A 19,627-nucleotide genomic window follows, 5' to 3' on the forward strand; every position below is an offset into this window, starting at 1 on the left:
GCCAGCAACGTGCAGGCCGGAACGCTGCAGTGACAACTCGCTCCAGAACGCTCGGGCAGGCGTTGCGATTGGTGCTTCAGTTCCCATCGTTATCTCGACGGCTCGAATGGGGATGGGGGCTTGCCCCCTCGCCCAGTCACAGCACCTTGTCGAGCGTGATCGGAAACTCTCTCACACGCTTGCCCGTGGCATGGTAGACCGCGTTGGCTACCGCGGCTGCCACCCCGACGACGCCGATTTCACCTACGCCCTTGGATCCCAGTTCATTGATGATGTCGTCGTGCTCTTCAACGAAGATGACTTCGATATCCCCGCAGTCTGCGTTGACCGGGATGTGGTACTCCGCCAGGTTGTGGTTGACGATGCGACCCAACCGATGGTCGGTGAGCGCGGCTTCGTGCAGGGCCATACCCATGCCCCACACAACGCCTCCCAAGATCTGGCTGCGCGCGGTTTTCGGGTTGACTACCCGTCCCGCCGCCACGGCGCTGACCACCCGTACTACCTTGATCGTGCCAAGGTCCTCGTCGACGTGGACTTCCACGAACACCGCCGAATGCGTGGCGGTGGAGAACGGTTCACGCCTGGCGCCGGGCTCCGCGTCGACTTGCACTTCGAACTCACCTTCGGGGGCGCTGGCGATGATGTCCGCCAAGGCCAGGCGATGGCTGCCTGCGTGCAGGTAGCCATCGGCGAACACGATCTGCTCCCGGGCCGTGCTGGCCACTTGGGGGTACATCTTGCGCGCATGTTCCAGCACTTTGGTGCGCAGTATATGGCAGGCCTGGCGGACGGCCGAGCCGACCGACGACACCGTGAACGATCCTCCCTGAAGGGGTGCGGTGGGCAGTGAAGAATCACCCAGCACGAAGGTGACATCCTGCACCCTGGCGCCAGCCGCGTCGGCTGCGATCTGCGTCATGACGGTATAAGTGCCGGTCCCGATATCGGTGGTGGCACTGCAGACGGTGAGGTGGCCTTTGGCATCGAAGCGCGCTTTGGCGCTGGCTTTCATCTGCATGGCTTCCCAGACGCCGCCGGCCATCCCCCAACCGACCAGCTGGTTGCCATGGCGCATGCTGCGCGGTTGCGGATTACGGTTTTGCCAGCCAAAACGTTCGGCACCTTGCCGGTAGCATGCCAGCAGTTCCTTGCTGGAGTACGGCTTGCCCTCGTTGGCATTGCTGGCGGCAAAATTGCGCCGGCGCAGCTCGAGCGGGTCAATCTGCGCTGCACAGGCAAGCTCATCCATGGCGCATTCCAGGGCAATCATCCCCGACGCGGCGCCAGGCGCTCGCATGTCCAACGGGGTGTACACATCGAGCGAGGCCAGGCGATAGCTGAGGGCAACGTTGTCGCACTGGTAGAGCATGCCACTCCATTCCACCACGTGCTCGGTGAAGTCCTCGAAGCGGGAGGTCTGGCCAAGCGCATCGTGGGCGATCGCCAGCAACTGCCCGTTTGCGTCAGCACCCAGGCGCAGGCGCTGCTCGGTGCGGGGCCGGTAGCCAAAGGTGAACATCTGCTGGCGAGTCAGCGTGACGCGCACCGAACGCTGCAGGTGCAACGCCGCCATCACTGCCAGCGGCAACTGGTACTGCGGACGCAAGCCCGAGCCGAAGGCACCGCCGACGAATGCCGCGCGCACGCGGATGTTTGCCTTGGGCAGGCCAAACACCTTGTGCAGGTAGTCCTGGCAGTTTTGTGTGCCTTGGGTCTTGTCGTGGATTTCCAGCGTGCCGTCGCCTTTGTAGAGTACGGTTGACGCATGGGGCTCCATCGGGTTGTGGTACTCGTTGGCTGTCAGGTAGGTGGCATCCACCTGCACCGGGGCCCCGGCAAACTGAGCGGCAAAGTCACCACGCGGCGCTGGTGTCTCGGTGAGTGCTGCATGCGACTGTTGGCATGCGCCCAGGTCGGTCTGGTGGGCCTCCTCGGCATACTCGATCCTGATCAGCGAACCCGCATACCGGGCCAGTTCGAGGGTTTGGGCAACCACCAGCGCCAGCGGTTGCCCATTGTAGAGGACTCGTTCATTGAACAAGGGCCTAAACGGCGCCCCCTTCGCGGAGTCGGCGTCGCTGTAGTTGTCGTCATAACTGGAAATATGCGGACGATGTGCATGGTCGAGCACGGCGATCACCCCCGGCACGCGCATTGCCTGCGCACTGTCGATGTTGAGTACCCGACCGCGGGCGATGGTACTGGACACGACGCTGCCATGGAGCAGGCCTGTCTCGGGGTATTCGCCCGCGTAGCGCGCCTGCCCGGTGACCTTCGCCATGCCGTCCACGCGGTCCAGGGGCGTGCCAACTACTGGTGTGGAGTTGATCATGGTCGTGCCCTCCAGCAAGCGGCGCCGTAGGCCGCGTCATTCAGTGCCCGCACAATCGCACGTTGGGCCAGCGTGACCTTGAACCCGTTGTGGCTCAGGGGTTTTGCGTCTTGCAGCAACGTTTGCGCGGCGCGGGTGAACAGTGCTTCGCTAGGCGCTTGGCCGGCCAGCATGCGCTCCACAACCGGGTCTCGCCACGGCTTGTGGGCAACGCCGCCCAGCGCCAGGCGAGCTTGCTGGATCACCTCACCATCGAATTTCAAGGCTGCAGCGACCGACACCAGCGCGAACGCGTAGGAGGCGCGGTCGCGTATTTTCAGATAACGGTAATGGTTTTCGAACTCCGGGGGTGGCAGCTCGATGGCGACCACCAGTTCATCGACTGCCAGCTGATTGTCTCGCTCCGGGGTGTCCTCGGGGAGACGATGGAACGCCGCAAAAGGTATTTGGCGCTCTCCGCGCGGCCCCTGCACATGCACCACGGCTTCGAGCGCTGCCAATGCCACACACATATCCGAGGGATGGGTCGCGACACAGGCATCACTGGCGCCGAGAATCGCGTGGATACGGTTCGAGCCTGTACGCGCCGGGCATCCGCTGCCGGGCTCACGTTTGTTGCAGGGGGTGCCGGTGTCGTAGAAGTAGTAACACCGGGTACGTTGCAGCAAGTTGCCACCGGTGCTGGCCATGTTCCTCAGCTGCGGTGATGCCCCAGCCAGGATGGCGTCTGACAGCAATGGATAGTGCTGCTCGATCATCGGGTGCCAGGCCAGGTCGGCATTGCTCACCAATGCGCCGATCAACAAGCCACCGTTCAACGTGAGGTGGATGCCGTTCAGCCCAAGGCCGGAAATGTCGATCAGGCGCTTGGGGCGAACCACGTTTTCTTTCATCAGGTCGACGAGGTTGGTGCCGCCGGCAATGAAGTGCGAGCTGGCGCCTGCCAGGCTCACGGCTTCGCTGATGGATGCGGGCTTGTGGTAGCTGAAAGGCGTCATGGATTCGGCCCTCGTTGAGGCTGGGCCAGGTCCGTCATCAACGGTAGGGCTTCTTCTACCGCAGCGACGATGTTGCCGTATGCACCACACCTGCAAAGGTTGCCACTCATCTGTTCGCGAATGGCCTCGCGGGTGTCGGCACGCCCTTCACGGGCAAGCCCGACTGCGGAGCAGATCTGCCCCGGGGTGCAGTAGCCGCACTGGAAGGCATCGTGGGTGATGAATGCGCGCTGCATTGGGTGCAGAACGTCGCCGACGGCCAGCCCTTCGATGGTCACCAATTCGGCCCCATTGCACATGATGGCCAAGGTCAGGCAGGCATTGACGCGCTTGCCATCGCGCAGCACCGTGCAGGCCCCGCACTGGCCATGGTCGCAACCCTTCTTGGTGCCAACCAGGTCCAACTGCTCACGCAAAAGGTCGAGGAGGGTGGTCCAGGGATTCACCTGCAATGTTCGGCGCTGACCATTCAGGGTCAGGCAGATGGGGTGTTCTTCAACCCCATTGGGAGAGATCGCGCTCATGGAAGGTCCTCACGGTCAGGGTTTGCGCAGTCGGCTGCGTCTCTGTTGTGCGACCGGGCCGGTTGACTAAACGTTCAGCCCGCTTGCCAAGTTGCCGATCACATCTGGCCGTCACCCGTGTTTTTGCAGGGCGTCAATCAACTGGGCCTTGGTCATGGTCGAGCGCCCCTTGATGTATTTGCTGCGTGCCTCTTTCATAAGGCTTTCCTTGCTTTGCGATTCCAGCGACGCGTGCGACATCCGCGAATGCCCCTGGCGAGATTCAGCGGCGCGTTTGGCCGAATCCGAGCGTGCGGTCTTCTTCGCCCGCGACGATGTCCTGCTTCCCGAGCCTCCGTGCTTCTCACCGCCACCGGATTGTTTGTTTGTGCTCGGCCTTGCGTTTCTGCGTGTCCGTGTACTTGTCTTTGTCCCCGCGTGGCATGGTATTTACTCCTGCGTGGGTTGCATGAACGGTTTGAACCCGGGTAGAACCGACGAACCGGGCGATGGATAAGTGATCCGTTGCCATCGGCCCTTTCAGCTAACTGCCGGAACCTGCGCCTGATCCACCTCCGGCTGAGCCATTGCTACCACTACCCGCATTTGCGCCGCTATCACCAGAGCCATTGCTGCCGGTTCCCGAACCGCTGTCGGTACCGTCACCGCCGGTATTGTCCGTACCATTGTCGTCAGTACCGCCATCACCCGTACCCATGCCATCGCCTGGCGTTCCCGAGCCAGTCGCACCGCTTTGGTCGTGCATTTGTCCATTGTCGTTCGATTGCATGCCTGGGGCGTGCTGATGGTTCAGGTCTGTGGCGGCCAAAGCAAGTGGTGAAGCGCAGCCCAGGCACAGCGTGAGCAGTAACGTATAAGGTTTTGCCGGTGTCATGGCGAAACTCCTTTTTATAGTGTTTACCCTTTTGTTCGGCCTGCCGCGCGTGTGAGGGTGCCTTCTGAGCGACGGAAGGCGCTGCATCAGGTCGACGCGAGCGAGCGACGCTTTGCTCCAATGAAGGCGTTGATAACGTGCGGGGCACCCATGAGGCTGGTGCAATCAGGTGTTCGAAGTTAGTTTTTCACTGCAAGCCTTTTGGCTTGTCATGGACACGATTTGTAAATGTTTTCTACTTGCAGCCTACTCGCGCTCGATAAATTCTTTATTCGTGACGCCGGGCCCCTCTGACGGTTATACCGCCATGTCGGAGTCATAGTTGTTCAACTACGACTATACAGGAGGGGCTCATGTCTGCCCTTAGTGCGTATCCCTATCAAGACGTTCTTGGTACTGACCTCTGGCTTTGGCTTTCCTTTTTCGCTGTTGTGCTAACACTGTTGGCGCTTGACTTAGGTGTGCTCCATCGCGGGAATCGGGAGATTGGAGTTAAAGAGAGCTTGTTGCTGTCTGCGGGCTACATCAGTATGGGCCTTTTGTTCGCGGTCTGGGTGTACTTCCAGAAAGGCAGCGATGCCAGCATGGACTATGTGACGGGTTTCTTGATTGAAAAATCCCTGTCAATGGATAACGTTTTCGTTATTGCCCTGATATTCAGTTTCCTGGCCATTCCTCGGGAGTTCCAGCACCGAGTATTGTTTTGGGGGATCATGGGGGTCATCGTCTTGAGAGCTATCATGATCGGCCTTGGGGCTGCGCTCATCGCCCAGTTCAGTTGGATACTTTACTGCTTCGGCGCTTTCCTGGTGTTCACCGGGGTAAAGATGCTCTTCGCTCGCGTCGATCATGCGCCTGACCTGGAAAACAACCGTTTCGTCAAATACCTACGTAGACACCTGCGCATCACCAAGGAATTGCACGGTCAACGTTTTTTGGTTCGCTTGCCTGACGCGTCAGGAAAAAGAATGCTATGGGTGACACCGCTCTTCCTTGCACTTATTTTGATTGAGTGTGCAGATTTGGTATTTGCTGTTGACAGCGTACCTGCGATTTTTGCTATCACACAGGATCCGTTCATCGTTTATACGTCGAATATTTTTGCCATTCTCGGCTTGCGAGCGCTCTATTTTGCATTGGCTGCCATGATCAGTCGCTTTATTTACCTTAAATATGCGCTGGCTCTGGTGCTTGTCTTTATCGGCTCGAAAATTTTCCTTCATGACGTGGTGGGTAAAGTGCCAGCCGAAATATCGTTGAGCGTAACAATCGGCCTTCTGATTGGCGGCGTGTTGCTTTCGCTTTGGAAAACCCGAGCGTCCGCTAACGCTCATTGAATAATTAAGGCCGCTGAACGGTAGAGCAGGGACAAGCTCCGCAAGCATGGTATCCAGGCCGGCTCGTCCCACCACGAACGCTATGCGTACTCGTCCGTGAAGGTCGTGCTGACGTTTTAGCGAGTCTTGCCGAGTTGATCATCACCGCTGGCAAGACCGATAAGAAGCGTCGCCTCACCACGCCGACCCTGGTTTACCAGACGCTCGCCACGCTCAGGAAATGGCGTTTCTCGTATGTGCTTGTGGCCAAGGTTAGAAGGCTGCCCGCTGACGGCCTGTAGCGATTGATGTCACTCGGGCAACGCATACACCCTGAAAAATTTCTTCACGATATCGTTGGTCCCTCCCAAGTATTTGTCGTAGTCCTTTTCAATGGAGCCCGAGCGATAGGCTTCGCTCAGGGCCGTATCGACCAGCAAGCGGAAGTCGTCGTCATTGCGCGCCACCATCATCGCCACCGGCGAGTACTCGAATATACGGTCCAGGAGCATCAGGTTTTTGGGAGCCCCTTCCTTGGCTATATCGTTTTTCAGCAACATGCGTTCGGCAAAGAATGCGTCCGCCTTGCCGTCGGCGACCAGCTTGATGCCCTCATCGTTGTTGGCCACGGTAACCAGTGAAGCGATTACACCAAGCAGGCGCATCCTTTCGCGAATCCAGTCTTCGGTTACACCGCCCTCAATGGTGGCGTATGTGTGGTTGGCCAGACCGTTGTTGATGCTTGCTCGCCAGGTCGGTCCGCTATTGGCGACTTTGCCATTGAGTACATTGAGCAGCGATTCGGGGGCATCCTTACGTACCACGACAGAGAGACCGGCGGTGTAGATCGGTATGGCGTAACTGATCGTCTTGCGCCGTTCCAGAGTGGGCGGAGTCGGCGTGCAGAGAATATCGACTTTCCCCTGGCTCACCGCACTGACCTGCTCGTAAACCGTAACCGGCTGGTAGCGCACTTGCAGGTCCGGCAGGCCAAGCTCGCGCTTGAGCTTGTCTGCAACTTTAAGGCACTGCTCGATGGCATAGCCGCTGGCTTTGTCGCCTTCCTGTGTGCTGAAGGGCGCAAGGTCTGGCACGTAGCCCAAGGTGAAGCTGTGGCTGCTGCGCACGCGGTCAAGTGTGGAGGCACTGGCCATCAGAGGCAGCGTCAAAAAAGCCAGAGCGAGCAAAAAACGGGTGGTTTTGATAAATGGTACGTTCATGTCAGGTTTCCCCGTATGCAGATGTCTGTGCAGTCCTGGCTGCCGCGCCTAAGGATTGCCGGCCCCGGCCTGTTCGGCTGGCAGCGTGTCGGTGAAACGCTTCGCGAGGAAACCATAGAGCAGGTAGCCGAAGGCCAGCACCAAGGTGCCGCCCATCACCGCCTCCTTGCCGCAGGCATACAGGGCATACAAGGAGTACGTCACCGCGACCAGCAGCACCACCAGGTTGCGCGCGTAGATCGTCGTTGAGACACCGGCCTTGTACATGATGACCAGCAGACCGGTCAGCGCGGTTAAATATGGGATGAGGTTAGTCACCGCCGCCAGGTTGACCAGCTTGCTGAACTGGGCGGCAGCATCCGGTGAAATGGTTGACAGGGCCATCAAGGTTTGCAGCAGGCCACAGACGATCATGCCGACGACAGGGGCGTTCATGGCGTTGACCTTGCTGAAGAACTTGAGGAACAGGTTCTGGTCGGCGGTCATCTTGGCAGTTTGTGCCAACGTAAATTGCCACCCCAGCAGCGAGCCGACACACGCCATGACCGCCAGGGCCATGACGATATGGCCTACCAATGGATTGAACATCGTGGCGTAGACCAGCGCGAAGGGCGCGGTGGACTTGGCCAGATCGGCATTGGGAATGATGCCCTGGATCACGGTGGTCGACAGTATATAGACACCGGCAGCTCCCAAGGTGCCGAACAGGCAGGCCAGTGGCACGTTGCGTTTGGGGTTTTCCACGGCATCGGTGGCTTGGGCCGCCGACTCCATGCCCAGGAACGCCCACAGGGTCAGAGGAATGGCTTTGGCGATGGACTCGGAAATCGGCAGATCGTTAGGGTTCCAGGCGGCGACCAGTACATCGGGCTTGAACCAGAACCAGCCGATGATGCAAAGGCCCGCTACCGGAATGATCACGCCCCAGACCGTGAAAGCACCGATCTTGCCGGTGATGCCGGGGCCGCCGAAGTTGGCGACGGTGGTCAGCCAGATTAGCCCGACGGTCCCTATGCACAACGGGATGGCACCACTACCCAGCCAGGGCAAGAAGGCGGTCATGTAGCCCACCGCAGAAATGGCCACGGCTACGTTGGCGATGGCCAGAGACAGGAAGTACAGGTACGAGCAGAGGAAAAAACCTGACTTCGCGTGAGCTTCTTCTGTGTAGGCTGACAACCCGCCGGAGCGTGAGCAGAAGACGCCGCACTGGGCAAAACAATAAGCGATGGCCATCGAGCCGATCGCCGTGAAAAGCCACGACAACAGCGAGACGGCGCCTAGTTGAGCCATGTTGGTAGGCAACATGATGATCCCCGAACCCATCATGTTGACTGTCACCAGCGTCGTGAGCCCGACCAGGCTCATTTTTTTGCTTGAATCAGCCATCGCAAACTCCTTGCCGCGTTCAATGTTTTGAACCTTGGTCCGGCAACGTGCAACGCGTGGCCGAATAGGGGGCTAATGTTCAATGCTTGACTACGTAAACGCTGCAGGTTGGGCGCCCTTGGCAGTCCCGTTTGATCTCGACAGCAGGAGGCGCTCAGCGACCAGTGCGCTGGTGTCGACGATGTCCAGCCGGGCCTGGCAAGGGGCGGGCAGGCGGAAGGGCATGATGCTGTCGGCGACCAGGATGCGTTCGAACATCCCGCTTTCGAACAGCGTCCCTGCGCTGGTGAACAGTCCGTGGGTGGCGGCAGCCAGAATGCGTGAAGCGCCGGCTCGATGGCAGGCTTGAGCGGCACGCAGCAGTGTCTGGCCGGTGCTGATCATGTCGTCGAACAGCACGACCGTGCTGCCCGCCACCTTACCCACCAGACACTCACCGCTGAGCTGCGTGTGTTGCCGGTGCTTTTCTACCATGGCCATGGCGACCGGGCGCGCCAGTATCTGGGCCAGTGCCTGGCGAAACTGTTCGGCGCGCTTGATGCCGCCCATGTCCGGCGACACCACCGTGATGCCCTGCGCAACAAGCAGCGGCGCCAGGCGCTGGGCAAACAGCTGCGCGCAGTCCAGGTTCCAGGCTGGTATCCGGTAGGCGTTGTCGAACGCGCTGGGATTATGCACATCCAGCGCCACCACCCGGTCGATGCCACAGCTTTCCATCAGGCGAGCCACGTGGCGGGTAATGGTCGAATCCTGAAATTCCACCTTGCGGTCCTTGCGCCCATAGCATAGATAGGGCGTCACCGCTGTCACCTGGCTGGCGCCGGCGTCCTTGAGCGCGCCACAGAAGAACAGCAGCCGGCACAGTTTGTCGTGGGCGCTGTGGTGCATATCGCCATAAAGCGAGTGGAACACGGCGGTGTTTCGCCCCTCGACCGCATCCTGGGGCCAGCACTTGTGCTCGCCGTCCTCATAGTCTCGCTCTACATGTGCCGACAGGGAGAGGCCCAGGCGTCGGGCAACGGCATCGCCATAGCCCTCGCTGCCTTGCAATGCAAACATCAACGGTGCTGTGGTGTTCATGGGCGATGCTCCCTGGGTGGTTACCGGCAACTTAAGCGGCTTGGCACCGCTGGGTTTGACGATTATCAAATACAGCGTGGGCCATGGGCAGACACTGTGCAGGTCAGCGCATGCCAAAGGCTGCGATCCTCACAGCGGCTTGTCAGCCATACACCGTGCAGCATCCTGACGATCAGGTCTTTACCTGGCAGTTGAATCACGCGGTATCGCCTGTTCGGCCATGGCGCACCACCTCCACGCAGAATTGGCCTTCGTAGGGAGGCACATGACATTCGACGATATCTTGCGCCGCGACCTGCAAATGAATGCCGACGATATCGGCATGCACCGGTTGGCGGCAGACGTGGCGGTCGACGAGCACAGCGCTGATGAGGTGGCGCGCACCCAGTTCGGCGAGGTAGGCGCAGGTGCGCAGCAGAGAGTGCCCTTCGTAGAGCACGTCATCGACCACCAGCAAGGTGGTTTCGGCAAGGTCGAGCTTGGCGAGTTCAGGGCTCTCGGTGAGTTGAGTATGGGCATGCAGGAGGCTCAGGTCGTCCGCATAGCGCTTGACCTTGATCGGGTAGAGCGGCAATGGCGCAGCGCCGGTCAGTGCTTGCAGGTGCAGTTGCAGGCGCTGCGCCAGCGGCTCACCACGCCGCTGAATGCCTACCAGCGCCACTTCAGACGTAGGCAGGCAAGCCATGGCCTGCCGGGCCATCGAGCGCAGCACACTGTCCAGATCGTGTTCGTCATACAGACGGACTCTTGATGGAGCGGGGCGCTTCATGGTGTTTTTCCTTATTGGATAACGGTGTCCGGGAGCCTACCCGGGCCCCTTGAGGTGGGCTTGATAAAAGCCAAGTGATACAACAGCAAGCTTGCAGATTAGTTCGGATGTCGCCAAAAATACGCGCCAACCAACGAAATATTTCTGCTATCTACCCGTCCGTTGACGGAAACTGACTCGACCATTGCAAAATGCATCGTGAGGTGACCGCACGGAAATTTGGGAAGGCGAACGAAGGCGGAGGGGCTGTTGACCATGGGTAAGTGGTTGACTTTTTCGAGAGCGGGGCTTAGTGAAAACGCGCACTGTGAGCGTGTTTTAATGGCGACAGAGGAAGTTATTGGATGTCGAGAGCGCAGGTGGAAAAATATTCGTTCAAGTAAATTAACTTGTGGCCGATTTAAAAATGCTATCGGATAAAGTTAAAAATTTTTGCCGCCAAAAAGGCTGGTGGTATGATGATGCTAGCGCAGATTATGAGGCTGAACTAGTTAAATTAGGAATTGATATAGGGTCGGACTGTGCTGAGTTTTACTTGCATGCTGAAGATGGCCCCACATTTTCCTCGGGAGGGCATGAGCTCTATCAGCTTGGTTGGTTTTCTAAAAATACCAAGTTTGATCTTGCGCTGAAACGCACCCATGACACTCTAGGTCTGAGTCTTGATTACATACCCTTGGATAGCTTTGAGGGTGAAAGTGGATATTACTATAATTCCAGGACTGGAGAGGTGCTTGAGATTTCCCTTGGTGAGAGATTGGAAGCTTTCAAAGCGGGGCGACTTCGCCCGCAGTGGAGTAACTTTAATAGGTTCATTGAATTTTATTTTAAACTGGGCTGATTCTACTGCTACGACGAGCGCCGGTATCTGGTAGCAGTCAACCCGATCCATCGTCGCCATCAGTACGACCCGGCCGGTGAGTTGGTGCGCACGCTCGACAAGCTGCGAGGTGAGATCATGTATGAGTCCGAAGCTAACGGCCAGTTACGTAGCCGCGATACCGGCTCACTGGCGGGTAGCGAAGAATTCCGCTATGACGCGATAGCCAACCGCCTGGACTTCAGCATTTCCAAGAACATCCAAGAGCTTGCGGAAGCCCAAGGAGCTCTTTCTATCGCGATTGAGCGAAGCAGTTCCAGTGCTCTGGTGATCAAAGCGGCCATTACAGCTCTGGAGAAGCAGATTGCTGCCGAGTGATCGACATTGCGAAAGCCGCACTGGTAGATGTCGAGCAGCGCAGCTCTGCACGTTTGCAGCGGCTTTTCGCTGTATTCCGTTGCGAAACCGTGAACGATATGGTGCATGCATTTTATCGCGAGGACGATTTTGCGGAGGGCGATCCAGAGGAATTTTTGCAGCATTTACCAGACTCTGTCAGTCGCGAACAAGTGGCCACGGCTTTGTGGTCTCACGCTAATCGGCAACTGGTCCGGCTGTTGGTGGCTGATCCAGAGCGTATCGAGCTGGTTTCAGGGCGTGATAAGGACATGGTGCTGCGGGTATTGGACCAGCTGTCACTTATGCCTGAAAGCTTAAGTGCCGACGCCATCCCGCACTTTTTTATGGGCAACCCGATCTGGTCGGCACCGTGCATCAATACCGGGAACGAGTACTTGCTGCCCATACCGCATCTGGTACTTAGCCACATTCACGGGGGCATGCGTGCACTGTTGGATGATCTCGCTCCGACGGTAAAAATGAAAATGGCTCGGACTCGTGCCGAATATCTGGAAGCGCAAGTCTGTGCACTGCTGCGCAAGGCGTTGCCTACTGCCCGGCTGCAAGCTGGAGTCAAATGGGCGATCGGCGCAGATCGTTGTCAGCAGAGCAGCGATGATGATGGCTCCGGCCTGACCTGCCAGCGCGCGGGCAGGGTAATTTCCTCGTGGTAGCGAATGTTGTCGAAGCACAGGCGCATGTGGGTTTTCAGGGAGGCTCGCTGAAACGCGGTAGTTCTCGATGCTCGGGGGTTGCATAGTGCTGCAGGGGGTGATGTTGGTGAAGGTGGATGACTTGTTCTCAGCGATCGCTGGCGTTGGCACAAAAGTCGCCCGCATGGCCTGAATTTTTGCCGTGGCGGCCAAGGCGATGATGACCAGCGCGGAAAAGACTGCGAGGAGCAAGCCGAAGACCAGCATGTGGTTAGCTTCGGCTAGGCCGAGCAGAAAAAACGACGGCCAAGACCAGCATGACCGTGATACCGAACGCTATTTGCATAGAGCATCTCTGTTTAGTAGTGAAGAGCGACAATATGACGGCAAGGGTGTGTTCAGAAGCAAGGGTTAGCCGTCCTCTGCCTCGTCAGGGTTGTCTTTTTCCGGTGAAGAAGTGGTCAATAACTGGCTGACACGACTGCCCAGCAGCGAACCGGCCTGAAAGTAGCCCATCACCGTGCTGACACTGCGGTGCTCGGTCATCGCCATTACCTCGCCCAGAGGCACACCCTGGCGTCCGGCTTCGGTGACGAAGCCCGAGCGGAGGCTGTGCGCCGCCCAGTCACCGTCGAGGCCTGCCAGTGCCGCGCGACGCTTGACAATGCGCGCGATCTGGTCGCCGGACAGGCCAACAGTCGCGACCCGCCCCCCTTTGTACAAACGGCGAAACAGGGGGCCGTTGCTGGCCGGTGCTACAGCGAGCCAGGCGTTAAGTGCTTGTGCCGCTGGCCCCTGCAGCGGTTTTTCCCGACGCACGCCACTACTGTCGGTTTTGGTTGCCCCAAGTGCATATAGCCAGGTGTCGGCGTCCAGACGGCGCAGGTCTCCGATCTGCAAACCAACGATTTCCGAGCGGCGCCGGCCACCGCCGCTCCAGGCCAGCAACAGCAGAGCGCGATCGCGCACGCCACGCACGCCGTCAGTGCAGGTGGCGAGCATCGCCTGCAGCGGCTCCAACACCACTGCGGTTTTCTTCCGCACGGATACGCCTTGGCGCGCCTGGGCCTTGCGTGCCTCGCGAAGCAGAGTCTTCACCGCAGGAGCCTCACTTGGGTTATCCCAGCTTCGCACGCGATGCCATTTCGCCAAAACTGCCAAGCGATGGCTAACTGTGCTGAACGACAGTGGCCCCGGCCTGCCCTTGACCTTGGCTGCAACCAGCGCGGCATCGACTGCCGGCGGCAGCAGGTGTGTCCAGTTACCAGCAGTATCGGGCCTGGCCAAGTGATCGACGATGAATTGCACGGCGACCACGGGAGGCAACGCGCCGTCGCCGAGCGAGCGGCAATAACGCAATCGCAGCCACGCAGACCAGTAGGTGAGGGCGCTCTGGTAGCTGCGCACGGTATTGGCTGCGGTGCCTGCCGCGATGAATGCCTCGGCCGCGGCGCGGGTGCTGTCGGCTAGCTCCGCCAGCACCAACGGCTGGGAGGAGGGCATTTGTACCGGCTCTGTCAATTTCATCTCGCTCAACGCTGCAATAGTTTCGGATAACCTGTGGTTTATCAGACCTAATATAACGAAGATTTCGGAATGACCACATCCATGATCGTAAAGGGCAGTTATCAATTCCATTGCCAGCTTTAAATCTACCACTAGAAGCCTTGGCCATCCTGCACAGCTTATGCGAGCAATCCTAACCACATAGCACTGAGTATCACGAACCGGTGCCGCAGATCGTGGTGGTGATGCGCACCAGCGCATCTAGCGGACCGATATCGGGGATAGGCTTGTCCTCCAGCACGATACGGTTCTTCTCAACGAAAACAGCCGCTTTCATGAGCGCCATGGCATGTCTCCCGAGGCACTGCGTGATTGTTCTTGATCTAGGTGCGTCAAATTCGCCATGGATCCTTGATCGGCGTCAATTTTCCGCACGGTCCGAATTACCGGTCGTCTGCACGGTGCGTGAGTTGACAAACATCAAGTCGCGCGCAGGGCGGTGGCAGATGATCGGGGCACGCTTCCCAACTACAGAGGTGTGCCATGGCCAACCCGCAACGACTCTTGTTGATCGCGTCGCCCCTGATGCGCCGAACCCCGGTCTATGATCGCGCTGCAGCATTGGCCAAAGCCAAGGGCATGGCGTTGCACATCGTCGCTTTCGACTATGTCGAGGGGCTGGCCACGGCGGGCCTGGTCAATGACCAGGCCCTGGCGGTGATGCGCGATGGTTATGTGCGCCAGCACCGCGAGTGGCTGGAAAGCCAGGCGCTACCGATGCGGCGCACTGGCATCACGGTCACCACCGAAGTGGTCTGGGTGCTGCATCCGCTGAACGAGATCCTGGTGCATTTGCGCGAGCAACCGTTTGCCATGTTGATCAAGGAGTTCGAGCACGAGCCCTGGTGGATGCGCGCCATGTTCACGTCGCTGGATATCCAGCTGTTGCGGGATACGCGCATACCGTTGCACCTGGTACACAAAGCCAGCCACGCCTTGCCGCGCAGGATACTGGCGGCCGTCGACCTGTCCAGGCCCGAAGACCAGTATGAAGGCTTCAATGACCAGATCATCAGCGAGGCGCTGAAACTGGCCTTGCAGTGCAATGCCCAGATCGACTTGCTCTACGTCTACGACCTGGGGTCGATGTACCTGGACGCCAGCAGTAGTCGTGAGCATTCGTTCTTACTCGACTCCAACCTCGCCCAGACACTTCACGAAGCCCAGAGTGAGGCCTTCCAGGCACTGGCCGAGCGCAATGGCATCGCCAGCGAGCATCGCCACATGCACATGGGCGACCCAGCCAAGGTCCTGGGATTGTTCATGGACAGCCATGACATCGACGTGCTGGTGATGGGCAGTTATCACCACCATGGTATCGGCTGGTTCATTGGCAGCACTGCCGAGCGTGTCATGCACCGGTTGTCCAGCAGTGTGCTGGTGATCTCGCCCGAGCATTCACAGGGGTAACCGTACAAGGCCCGTCAGGGCTTTGTCGCTAAGGCGCTGAGATCCATAGCGGTTATCTTCCGGTGCTGGCGCAAGAGGGCTACAGCGGGCCGATCTACGCCACCCAGGAAGTGAGCGGTCTGAAGGCGCTCACGCCCGCTGATGAGCAGCATTGCCTCGCGCAGTTCGACCTGTTGCCCGAGGAGGGGCGTGCAGTCACGCCTTGAAGCGATCAATGGCCCCCATCGGACTCTGCAATGACAGGCGCCCATTACGGCGCGGGAGGTATTCATGTCCCATGATCTTGCCTTGCCAACCTTGTTTGCCGACCGTACCCAGGGTGGACGACGCCTGGTCGAGCCACTGACCCGCTACGCCGGCAGGCCCGACGTGATCGTGCTCGCACTGCCGCGTGGTGGCGTTCCAGTGGCCTACGAAGTCGCGACTGCCCTCAATGTGCGCCTGGACCTGCTGGTGGTGCGCAAGCTCGGCATGCCGTTTCACCCCGAGTTCGCCATGGGTGCGATAGCCAGCGGCGGCGTTACGGTCCTCAATGACGACATGCTGCGGGCCTACCCGGTAGAACCGGCGTTGTTCGACGCCGTGGTTGCCAGGGAAACCGAGGAGCTGGCGCGGCGCGAACGGGCCTACCGGAGAGGGCGGCCAGCCCTGCAGCTCAAGGACCAGGTGGTGATTCTCATCGATGATGGCCTGGCGACTGGCGCCACGATGAGGGCGGCTATCCAGGCTGCGCGAGCCCAGTCACCGGCGCGGATCGTCGTCGCCGTCCCGGTCGCACCGCCAGAAACGCTCGAAGCGCTGTACGGTGAAGTGGATGAGCTGGTGTGCCCGCTGGTGCCTGAGCGGATGGTTTCGGTTGGCTATTGGTATCAGGATTTCCCGCAGACATCAGACGAGGAAGTGATGACGCTCATGGGGCAAGCCGATCAGCAAGCGCTTTACCGGAGTGCGCCCCATGACTGAGCACAGGGTTGAAGTTCGCACACAGACGGTGAAGCTGGCAGGCGTCGAACTCATCGCGGACGTGCGTGAGCCGGCCAACGCCTGCGCCTTGGTCATCTTTGCCCATGGCAGCGGCAGCGGGCGCCTGAGCGCCCGTAATCAATACGTAGCAGACGCTCTCGCGGCACGTGGCCTGGGATCAATAATCTTCGACCTGCTGACCGAGGCTGAGCAACGACTCGATAACGAGACCGGAGAATTGCGCTTTGACATTGCCTTGCTGGCCAAGCGCTTGATCGATGTCATCGATTGGGTTGCAAGCGATCCGCAGCTGGGCACGTTGCGCATTGGCTTGTTCGGTGCAAGCACGGGGGCCGCTGCGGCCCTGTGGGCGGCTGCGCAGCGCCCCGAGCGCGTGGCGGCGGTGGTGAGCAGAGGCGGCAGAACAGACCTGGCTGGGCCGATGCTGGACCGTGTACAAGCGCCAACCTTGCACATCGTAGGTAGCTGCGACGTCCTGGTCCTTGAGCTCAATCGTCAGGTGGACCGCTTGCTGAGCTGTGAGCGGCATCTTGAAGTGGTGCCAGGCGCTACGCATCTTTTCGAAGAGCCTGGCACCTTGGCGAAGGCCGCGGCGCTCGCCGGTGACTGGTTCGTGAAGTACCTGCAGCACATATCCGTCTGATGGGGCTTCGCCGAGGCTCATACACCAAATGGATAGGTTTCGTCCTCTGGCTCAAGATGCTGTTGTTTCGGCAAGGGCAGGGCAGTCACTGGCTGGGTCTGTTCGAACCAGAGCAGCGCATCGAACTGCTCGGCCAGCACCGCCTCAAAGTAGTGGCTCAGCCGTTCGTTCTCGGGGCGATAGATGACGCCGATGGCGCGTTCGAGTAGCGCCGTGGACAACACATGGCGCAACGCCTTGCGCTGTGGGTCGCGCCAGTCGCTCAGGCAGGCTGGCACGCCTGCGAGGCGGAACTGGTGCTCCCAGCTGTCGCTGCGCGAAGGACGGATTTCCTTGATCTGCATGTCGCCGTCCCAGTCATCGGCGGCGGCCACCTGGCCGCGGTCGGTGGCCATGCCGATCAACACCGCGTCGTGCCCGAAAGCGCTGCGGCAAAGCTGGCCGATGTTGAACTGGCCTTTCCAGCCCATTTCTGTGGCTGCGGCATTGCCGATATGGGAGTTGTGAGCCCAGACCACCGCCTTGGCGTGGGGGCCACGGTGTTCCAGCAGCGCGCGCAAGGTATCGAACATGTGCCGGTCGCGCAGGTTCCAGGACGCCGTCGAACCTCGGTAAATGGCGCGGTAGTACTGCTCTGCGGCGATGATTACACGGGCATTCTGCGTTGCGTTGAAAAAAGCTTCGTCATTGCGGACAAGCCCTGACAATTGCTCGGCGAGCATGGCATTCAGTTGCTGGATCACCGGTTGCTCGCATGGCATGACGCCACCGTGCTCGACAAAGTGCCCGTACAGCGCGGGGTCGTCCTGCCAAGGTGTCAGGCAACCGTAGCGGCGACGGGATTCATGGGCCAGATGCGGATCGACCCGGTCCAGATACACCAGGACTTCATGGATGGAATTGCGCAGGCTGTAGACATCCAGGCCGCGGAATTCCACGCGGTGGTCGGTGGGCAGCAGTCGGTTGTGCCCGTGCAGCCATTGGGCGAAGGCTTTGACTTCGCTATTGCGCCACATCCAGGTTGGAAAACGGCTGAAAATATGGCGCTTCCACGCCGAGTGCGCCAAGCCTCGGACGTACTGATCGACATGCCCGGCATCCGGCCAGTCGGCCTCGACGGCGACGATGTTGAAGCCATGCTGTTCGATCAGGCGCCGGGTGATCGCCGCTCGGGCGCGATAGAATTCGCTGCTGCCGTGGCTTGCCTCGCCCAGCAGGATGACGCGCGCGTCAGCGTAGCGATCGAACAGCGCTGCGAATGCCGGCGTATCGAGGTTCGGCAAAGGTTCGGCGTACTGATGAAGCACCGGGGCAATATCGGCAGTGTCGACCTGATACTGCTTGCCGTAGAGTCTTTCCATCAATTTCTTCGAAGGGCCGTTCATGGGGAGCCTCCCATAATCGGGCCGCCGCGCATTGACCCGTCAGGGTGCGACGGCCCAGGGTTCAGATCAGGGAGAGCCGGTGGATGACCTGGCTAGCATCATCCGGGTCAGCGACGGTGGTGAACCCCGATTCGGGCGACAGCCGTTCGATGAAGGCGCGTGCTCGGTCCTGGGCTTGCAAGGGCCTGATCAACACGTGAACGCCGTTTTCAAGGGCTTCGATCCAGTATTCACCCGAAGGTTTGGGGAACGAAGGCGTTGTGTGCACACGGGAAGTTTCGGCGGGCGCCATGGCAATGTCCTCTATGTCGAATGAACAAGGAAGTTCAGTGTCGACAGTGGGCCCTGCGCCGACTTGACAGTTGTCAAATGCGTCACTCATGAGCTGTCAAACCGATAGATAAAGCTCCCCCGATTCAGGGATAGCCAACTCCTGCTGGCGTGGCTTTACGGGTACCACGAGCAAGTTGCATTTCAGGCTGCTTAGCAGGTATTCTAGGGTCGCGAACTGCCAGGCGCGGTGAGGGCTGGTGATCACTACGGTGTCGTAGCCGCAGCGATTGGCGTATGCGCAGAGGGTGTGCGCGCATGATCCGACGATCAACTGGTGATGGGCGTTAGGGATGCCCAGTTGCGCGACGAAGCGTTTGAATGCGCTTGCGACGGATTCATACGAGGGGATTTCCGCTAGGCTGTAGTGCTCGCTGTGACGCAGGAGGGCGGCCTGGTCATAAACGCAGAAGAGATGCATCTTCGCCTTGCGCGCATGGGTTATGAGCCTCGCGGCCTCGACGACTGCGGCATTCGCGTCCCCGTCGTCCAGGTCTTCGCAGCTGGCCGGCGCCGCTACAAACAGCTTGGCTTGACCTGGCTCTGAACGTTCCCGTGCGAACAACACGGGGCAGGGCGCAAGCCGCATGAGTTCGAGGCCGAAACTGACACGCCCGTCGGCTTGAGCCTGCAGAATTATCAGGTCGGCGGCGCATGCCCTGGCCAGTTTGACCAGTGCTTTCGCCGTGGGTTTGATTCGCATGACCTCCGGCTCCAGGTGGATGCCGCTGTCGAGGAAGACCTTCGCCAGGCCTTTCTGTCTGCCCAGGGTATCAAGATGTCTGGCCTCGGTAGCAGGTGCTATGTGGATGGCGAGGGTCACCAAGGCGCCGACAGCCGTCGCCAGCTCGATCGCCTGTTCGATAGCTGGATCGTATCGATCTTCGTCGGCTGCAAGGACAAGCAAGCTACTGATTTCCATGATCTTCACC

18 protein-coding genes and 4 pseudogenes are annotated in these 19,627 nt (G+C 59.5%); 8 read left to right on the top strand and 14 right to left on the bottom strand.

Features of this window, described 5'->3' with window-relative positions:
* Nucleotides 1-136: 136 nt before the first annotated feature.
* The 5 genes and pseudogenes from AC3B5Q_RS13200 to AC3B5Q_RS13220 all read right to left on the bottom strand — a co-directional run bounded on the left by AC3B5Q_RS13200 (nt 137) and on the right by AC3B5Q_RS13220 (nt 4,731).
* Nucleotides 137-2,335, bottom strand: a complete 2,199-nt coding sequence (locus AC3B5Q_RS13200) for a xanthine dehydrogenase family protein molybdopterin-binding subunit (RefSeq protein ID WP_028697425.1) — start codon at nt 2,333-2,335, stop codon at nt 137-139.
* Nucleotides 2,332-3,333, bottom strand: coding sequence for an FAD binding domain-containing protein (locus AC3B5Q_RS13205; protein WP_021784650.1), 1,002 nt, complete (start codon nt 3,331-3,333; stop codon nt 2,332-2,334). The genes AC3B5Q_RS13200 and AC3B5Q_RS13205 overlap by 4 nt, the downstream gene beginning before the upstream one ends.
* Nucleotides 3,330-3,857, bottom strand: coding sequence for a (2Fe-2S)-binding protein (locus AC3B5Q_RS13210; protein ID WP_021784651.1), 528 nt, complete (start codon nt 3,855-3,857; stop codon nt 3,330-3,332). The genes AC3B5Q_RS13205 and AC3B5Q_RS13210 overlap by 4 nt, the downstream gene beginning before the upstream one ends.
* Before the next feature lie 111 nt (nt 3,858-3,968).
* A pseudogene (locus AC3B5Q_RS13215) lies at nt 3,969-4,281 on the bottom strand (termination factor Rho).
* Between the two features lie 99 nt (nt 4,282-4,380).
* Complete coding sequence (locus AC3B5Q_RS13220) at nt 4,381-4,731, bottom strand: hypothetical protein (protein WP_080671146.1); 351 nt, start codon at nt 4,729-4,731, stop codon at nt 4,381-4,383.
* A gap of 353 nt (nt 4,732-5,084) precedes the next feature.
* On the opposite strand from AC3B5Q_RS13220, the gene AC3B5Q_RS13225 reads away from it, so the two are divergent.
* Complete coding sequence (locus AC3B5Q_RS13225) at nt 5,085-6,068, top strand: TerC family protein (protein ID WP_488392623.1); 984 nt, start codon at nt 5,085-5,087, stop codon at nt 6,066-6,068.
* Nucleotides 6,069-6,358: 290 nt separating this feature from the next.
* Here AC3B5Q_RS13225 and AC3B5Q_RS13230 read toward each other — a convergent pair whose 3' ends face one another.
* The 4 genes from AC3B5Q_RS13230 to AC3B5Q_RS13245 all read right to left on the bottom strand — a co-directional run bounded on the left by AC3B5Q_RS13230 (nt 6,359) and on the right by AC3B5Q_RS13245 (nt 10,505).
* Entirely contained in the window at nt 6,359-7,267 is a 909-nt protein-coding gene (locus AC3B5Q_RS13230; RefSeq protein WP_488392624.1) for an amino acid ABC transporter substrate-binding protein, read from the bottom strand.
* Between the two features lie 48 nt (nt 7,268-7,315).
* Entirely contained in the window at nt 7,316-8,656 is a 1,341-nt protein-coding gene (potE, locus tag AC3B5Q_RS13235; RefSeq protein ID WP_021784655.1) for a putrescine-ornithine antiporter, read from the bottom strand.
* A 90-nt stretch (nt 8,657-8,746) separates the two neighbouring features.
* A complete protein-coding gene (locus AC3B5Q_RS13240) occupies nt 8,747-9,736 on the bottom strand; it encodes a ribose-phosphate diphosphokinase (protein ID WP_103444414.1) in 990 nt (329 codons plus the stop codon).
* A gap of 196 nt (nt 9,737-9,932) precedes the next feature.
* Nucleotides 9,933-10,505, bottom strand: coding sequence for a bifunctional pyr operon transcriptional regulator/uracil phosphoribosyltransferase PyrR (locus tag AC3B5Q_RS13245; RefSeq protein WP_021784657.1), 573 nt, complete (start codon nt 10,503-10,505; stop codon nt 9,933-9,935).
* 391 nt (nt 10,506-10,896) lie between these two features.
* Between AC3B5Q_RS13245 and AC3B5Q_RS13250 the strand changes: the two genes are divergently transcribed.
* The 3 genes and pseudogenes from AC3B5Q_RS13250 to AC3B5Q_RS13260 all read left to right on the top strand — a co-directional run bounded on the left by AC3B5Q_RS13250 (nt 10,897) and on the right by AC3B5Q_RS13260 (nt 12,398).
* The gene (locus AC3B5Q_RS13250; RefSeq protein ID WP_230849505.1) at nt 10,897-11,346 is read left to right on the top strand and encodes a hypothetical protein; all 450 of its coding nucleotides are present in this window, start codon (nt 10,897-10,899) and stop codon (nt 11,344-11,346) included.
* A 33-nt stretch (nt 11,347-11,379) separates the two neighbouring features.
* Nucleotides 11,380-11,571: pseudogene (locus AC3B5Q_RS13255) on the top strand (RHS repeat domain-containing protein); the annotation flags it as partial.
* Nucleotides 11,572-11,699: 128 nt separating this feature from the next.
* A complete protein-coding gene (locus AC3B5Q_RS13260) occupies nt 11,700-12,398 on the top strand; it encodes a hypothetical protein (RefSeq protein ID WP_021784659.1) in 699 nt (232 codons plus the stop codon).
* A 390-nt stretch (nt 12,399-12,788) separates the two neighbouring features.
* On the opposite strand, the gene AC3B5Q_RS13265 is transcribed toward AC3B5Q_RS13260, so the two are convergent.
* Together AC3B5Q_RS13265 and AC3B5Q_RS13270 are read right to left on the bottom strand one after the other, a co-directional pair.
* On the bottom strand, nt 12,789-13,880 hold the full coding sequence (locus AC3B5Q_RS13265; protein WP_274118748.1) for a site-specific integrase: 1,092 nt from the start codon (nt 13,878-13,880) through the stop codon (nt 12,789-12,791).
* A gap of 226 nt (nt 13,881-14,106) precedes the next feature.
* Nucleotides 14,107-14,229 (bottom strand): annotated as a pseudogene (locus tag AC3B5Q_RS13270) (NAD(P)-dependent alcohol dehydrogenase); the annotation flags it as partial.
* A 197-nt stretch (nt 14,230-14,426) separates the two neighbouring features.
* On the opposite strand from AC3B5Q_RS13270, the gene AC3B5Q_RS13275 reads away from it, so the two are divergent.
* The 4 genes from AC3B5Q_RS13275 (at nt 14,427) to AC3B5Q_RS13290 (ending at nt 16,980) form a co-directional block, all read left to right on the top strand.
* On the top strand, nt 14,427-15,353 hold the full coding sequence (locus tag AC3B5Q_RS13275) for a universal stress protein (RefSeq protein ID WP_021784663.1): 927 nt from the start codon (nt 14,427-14,429) through the stop codon (nt 15,351-15,353).
* A gap of 62 nt (nt 15,354-15,415) precedes the next feature.
* Entirely contained in the window at nt 15,416-15,559 is a 144-nt protein-coding gene (locus AC3B5Q_RS13280) for a hypothetical protein (protein ID WP_153811165.1), read from the top strand.
* A gap of 64 nt (nt 15,560-15,623) precedes the next feature.
* On the top strand, nt 15,624-16,316 hold the full coding sequence (locus AC3B5Q_RS13285) for a phosphoribosyltransferase (RefSeq protein WP_103470312.1): 693 nt from the start codon (nt 15,624-15,626) through the stop codon (nt 16,314-16,316).
* The gene (locus AC3B5Q_RS13290) at nt 16,309-16,980 is read left to right on the top strand and encodes a dienelactone hydrolase family protein (protein WP_021784666.1); all 672 of its coding nucleotides are present in this window, start codon (nt 16,309-16,311) and stop codon (nt 16,978-16,980) included. Before AC3B5Q_RS13285 ends, AC3B5Q_RS13290 begins: the two co-directional genes overlap by 8 nt.
* A gap of 17 nt (nt 16,981-16,997) precedes the next feature.
* Here the strand turns inward: AC3B5Q_RS13290 and AC3B5Q_RS13295 are convergent, their stop codons facing one another.
* From AC3B5Q_RS13295 to AC3B5Q_RS13305, 3 genes and pseudogenes are all read right to left on the bottom strand, one after another.
* A complete protein-coding gene (locus AC3B5Q_RS13295; protein ID WP_275967102.1) occupies nt 16,998-18,365 on the bottom strand; it encodes an erythromycin esterase family protein in 1,368 nt (455 codons plus the stop codon).
* A 127-nt stretch (nt 18,366-18,492) separates the two neighbouring features.
* A pseudogene (locus AC3B5Q_RS13300) lies at nt 18,493-18,747 on the bottom strand (GNAT family N-acetyltransferase); the annotation flags it as partial.
* Between the two features lie 6 nt (nt 18,748-18,753).
* Entirely contained in the window at nt 18,754-19,617 is an 864-nt protein-coding gene (locus tag AC3B5Q_RS13305) for a universal stress protein (protein WP_031322612.1), read from the bottom strand.
* Nucleotides 19,618-19,627: the final 10 nt, after the last annotated feature.

Source organism: Pseudomonas sp. D5(2026), from assembly GCF_057766845.1.

Bases quoted from the DNA above. Each gene is read 5' to 3' on its own strand.
- AC3B5Q_RS13200 (WP_028697425.1), bottom strand. From the start codon at position 2,335: ATGATCAACTCCACACCAGTAGTTGGCACGCCCCTGGACCGCGTGGAC.
- AC3B5Q_RS13205 (WP_021784650.1), bottom strand. From the start codon at position 3,333: ATGACGCCTTTCAGCTACCACAAGCCCGCATCCATCAGCGAAGCCGTG.
- AC3B5Q_RS13210 (WP_021784651.1), bottom strand. From the start codon at position 3,857: ATGAGCGCGATCTCTCCCAATGGGGTTGAAGAACACCCCATCTGCCTG.
- AC3B5Q_RS13220 (WP_080671146.1), bottom strand. From the start codon at position 4,731: ATGACACCGGCAAAACCTTATACGTTACTGCTCACGCTGTGCCTGGGC.
- AC3B5Q_RS13225 (WP_488392623.1), top strand. From the start codon at position 5,085: ATGTCTGCCCTTAGTGCGTATCCCTATCAAGACGTTCTTGGTACTGAC.
- AC3B5Q_RS13230 (WP_488392624.1), bottom strand. From the start codon at position 7,267: ATGAACGTACCATTTATCAAAACCACCCGTTTTTTGCTCGCTCTGGCT.
- potE (WP_021784655.1), bottom strand. From the start codon at position 8,656: ATGGCTGATTCAAGCAAAAAAATGAGCCTGGTCGGGCTCACGACGCTG.
- AC3B5Q_RS13240 (WP_103444414.1), bottom strand. From the start codon at position 9,736: ATGAACACCACAGCACCGTTGATGTTTGCATTGCAAGGCAGCGAGGGC.
- AC3B5Q_RS13245 (WP_021784657.1), bottom strand. From the start codon at position 10,505: ATGAAGCGCCCCGCTCCATCAAGAGTCCGTCTGTATGACGAACACGAT.
- AC3B5Q_RS13265 (WP_274118748.1), bottom strand. From the start codon at position 13,880: ATGCCCTCCTCCCAGCCGTTGGTGCTGGCGGAGCTAGCCGACAGCACC.
- AC3B5Q_RS13275 (WP_021784663.1), top strand. From the start codon at position 14,427: ATGGCCAACCCGCAACGACTCTTGTTGATCGCGTCGCCCCTGATGCGC.
- AC3B5Q_RS13285 (WP_103470312.1), top strand. From the start codon at position 15,624: ATGTCCCATGATCTTGCCTTGCCAACCTTGTTTGCCGACCGTACCCAG.
- AC3B5Q_RS13290 (WP_021784666.1), top strand. From the start codon at position 16,309: ATGACTGAGCACAGGGTTGAAGTTCGCACACAGACGGTGAAGCTGGCA.
- AC3B5Q_RS13295 (WP_275967102.1), bottom strand. From the start codon at position 18,365: ATGAACGGCCCTTCGAAGAAATTGATGGAAAGACTCTACGGCAAGCAG.
- AC3B5Q_RS13305 (WP_031322612.1), bottom strand. From the start codon at position 19,617: ATGGAAATCAGTAGCTTGCTTGTCCTTGCAGCCGACGAAGATCGATAC.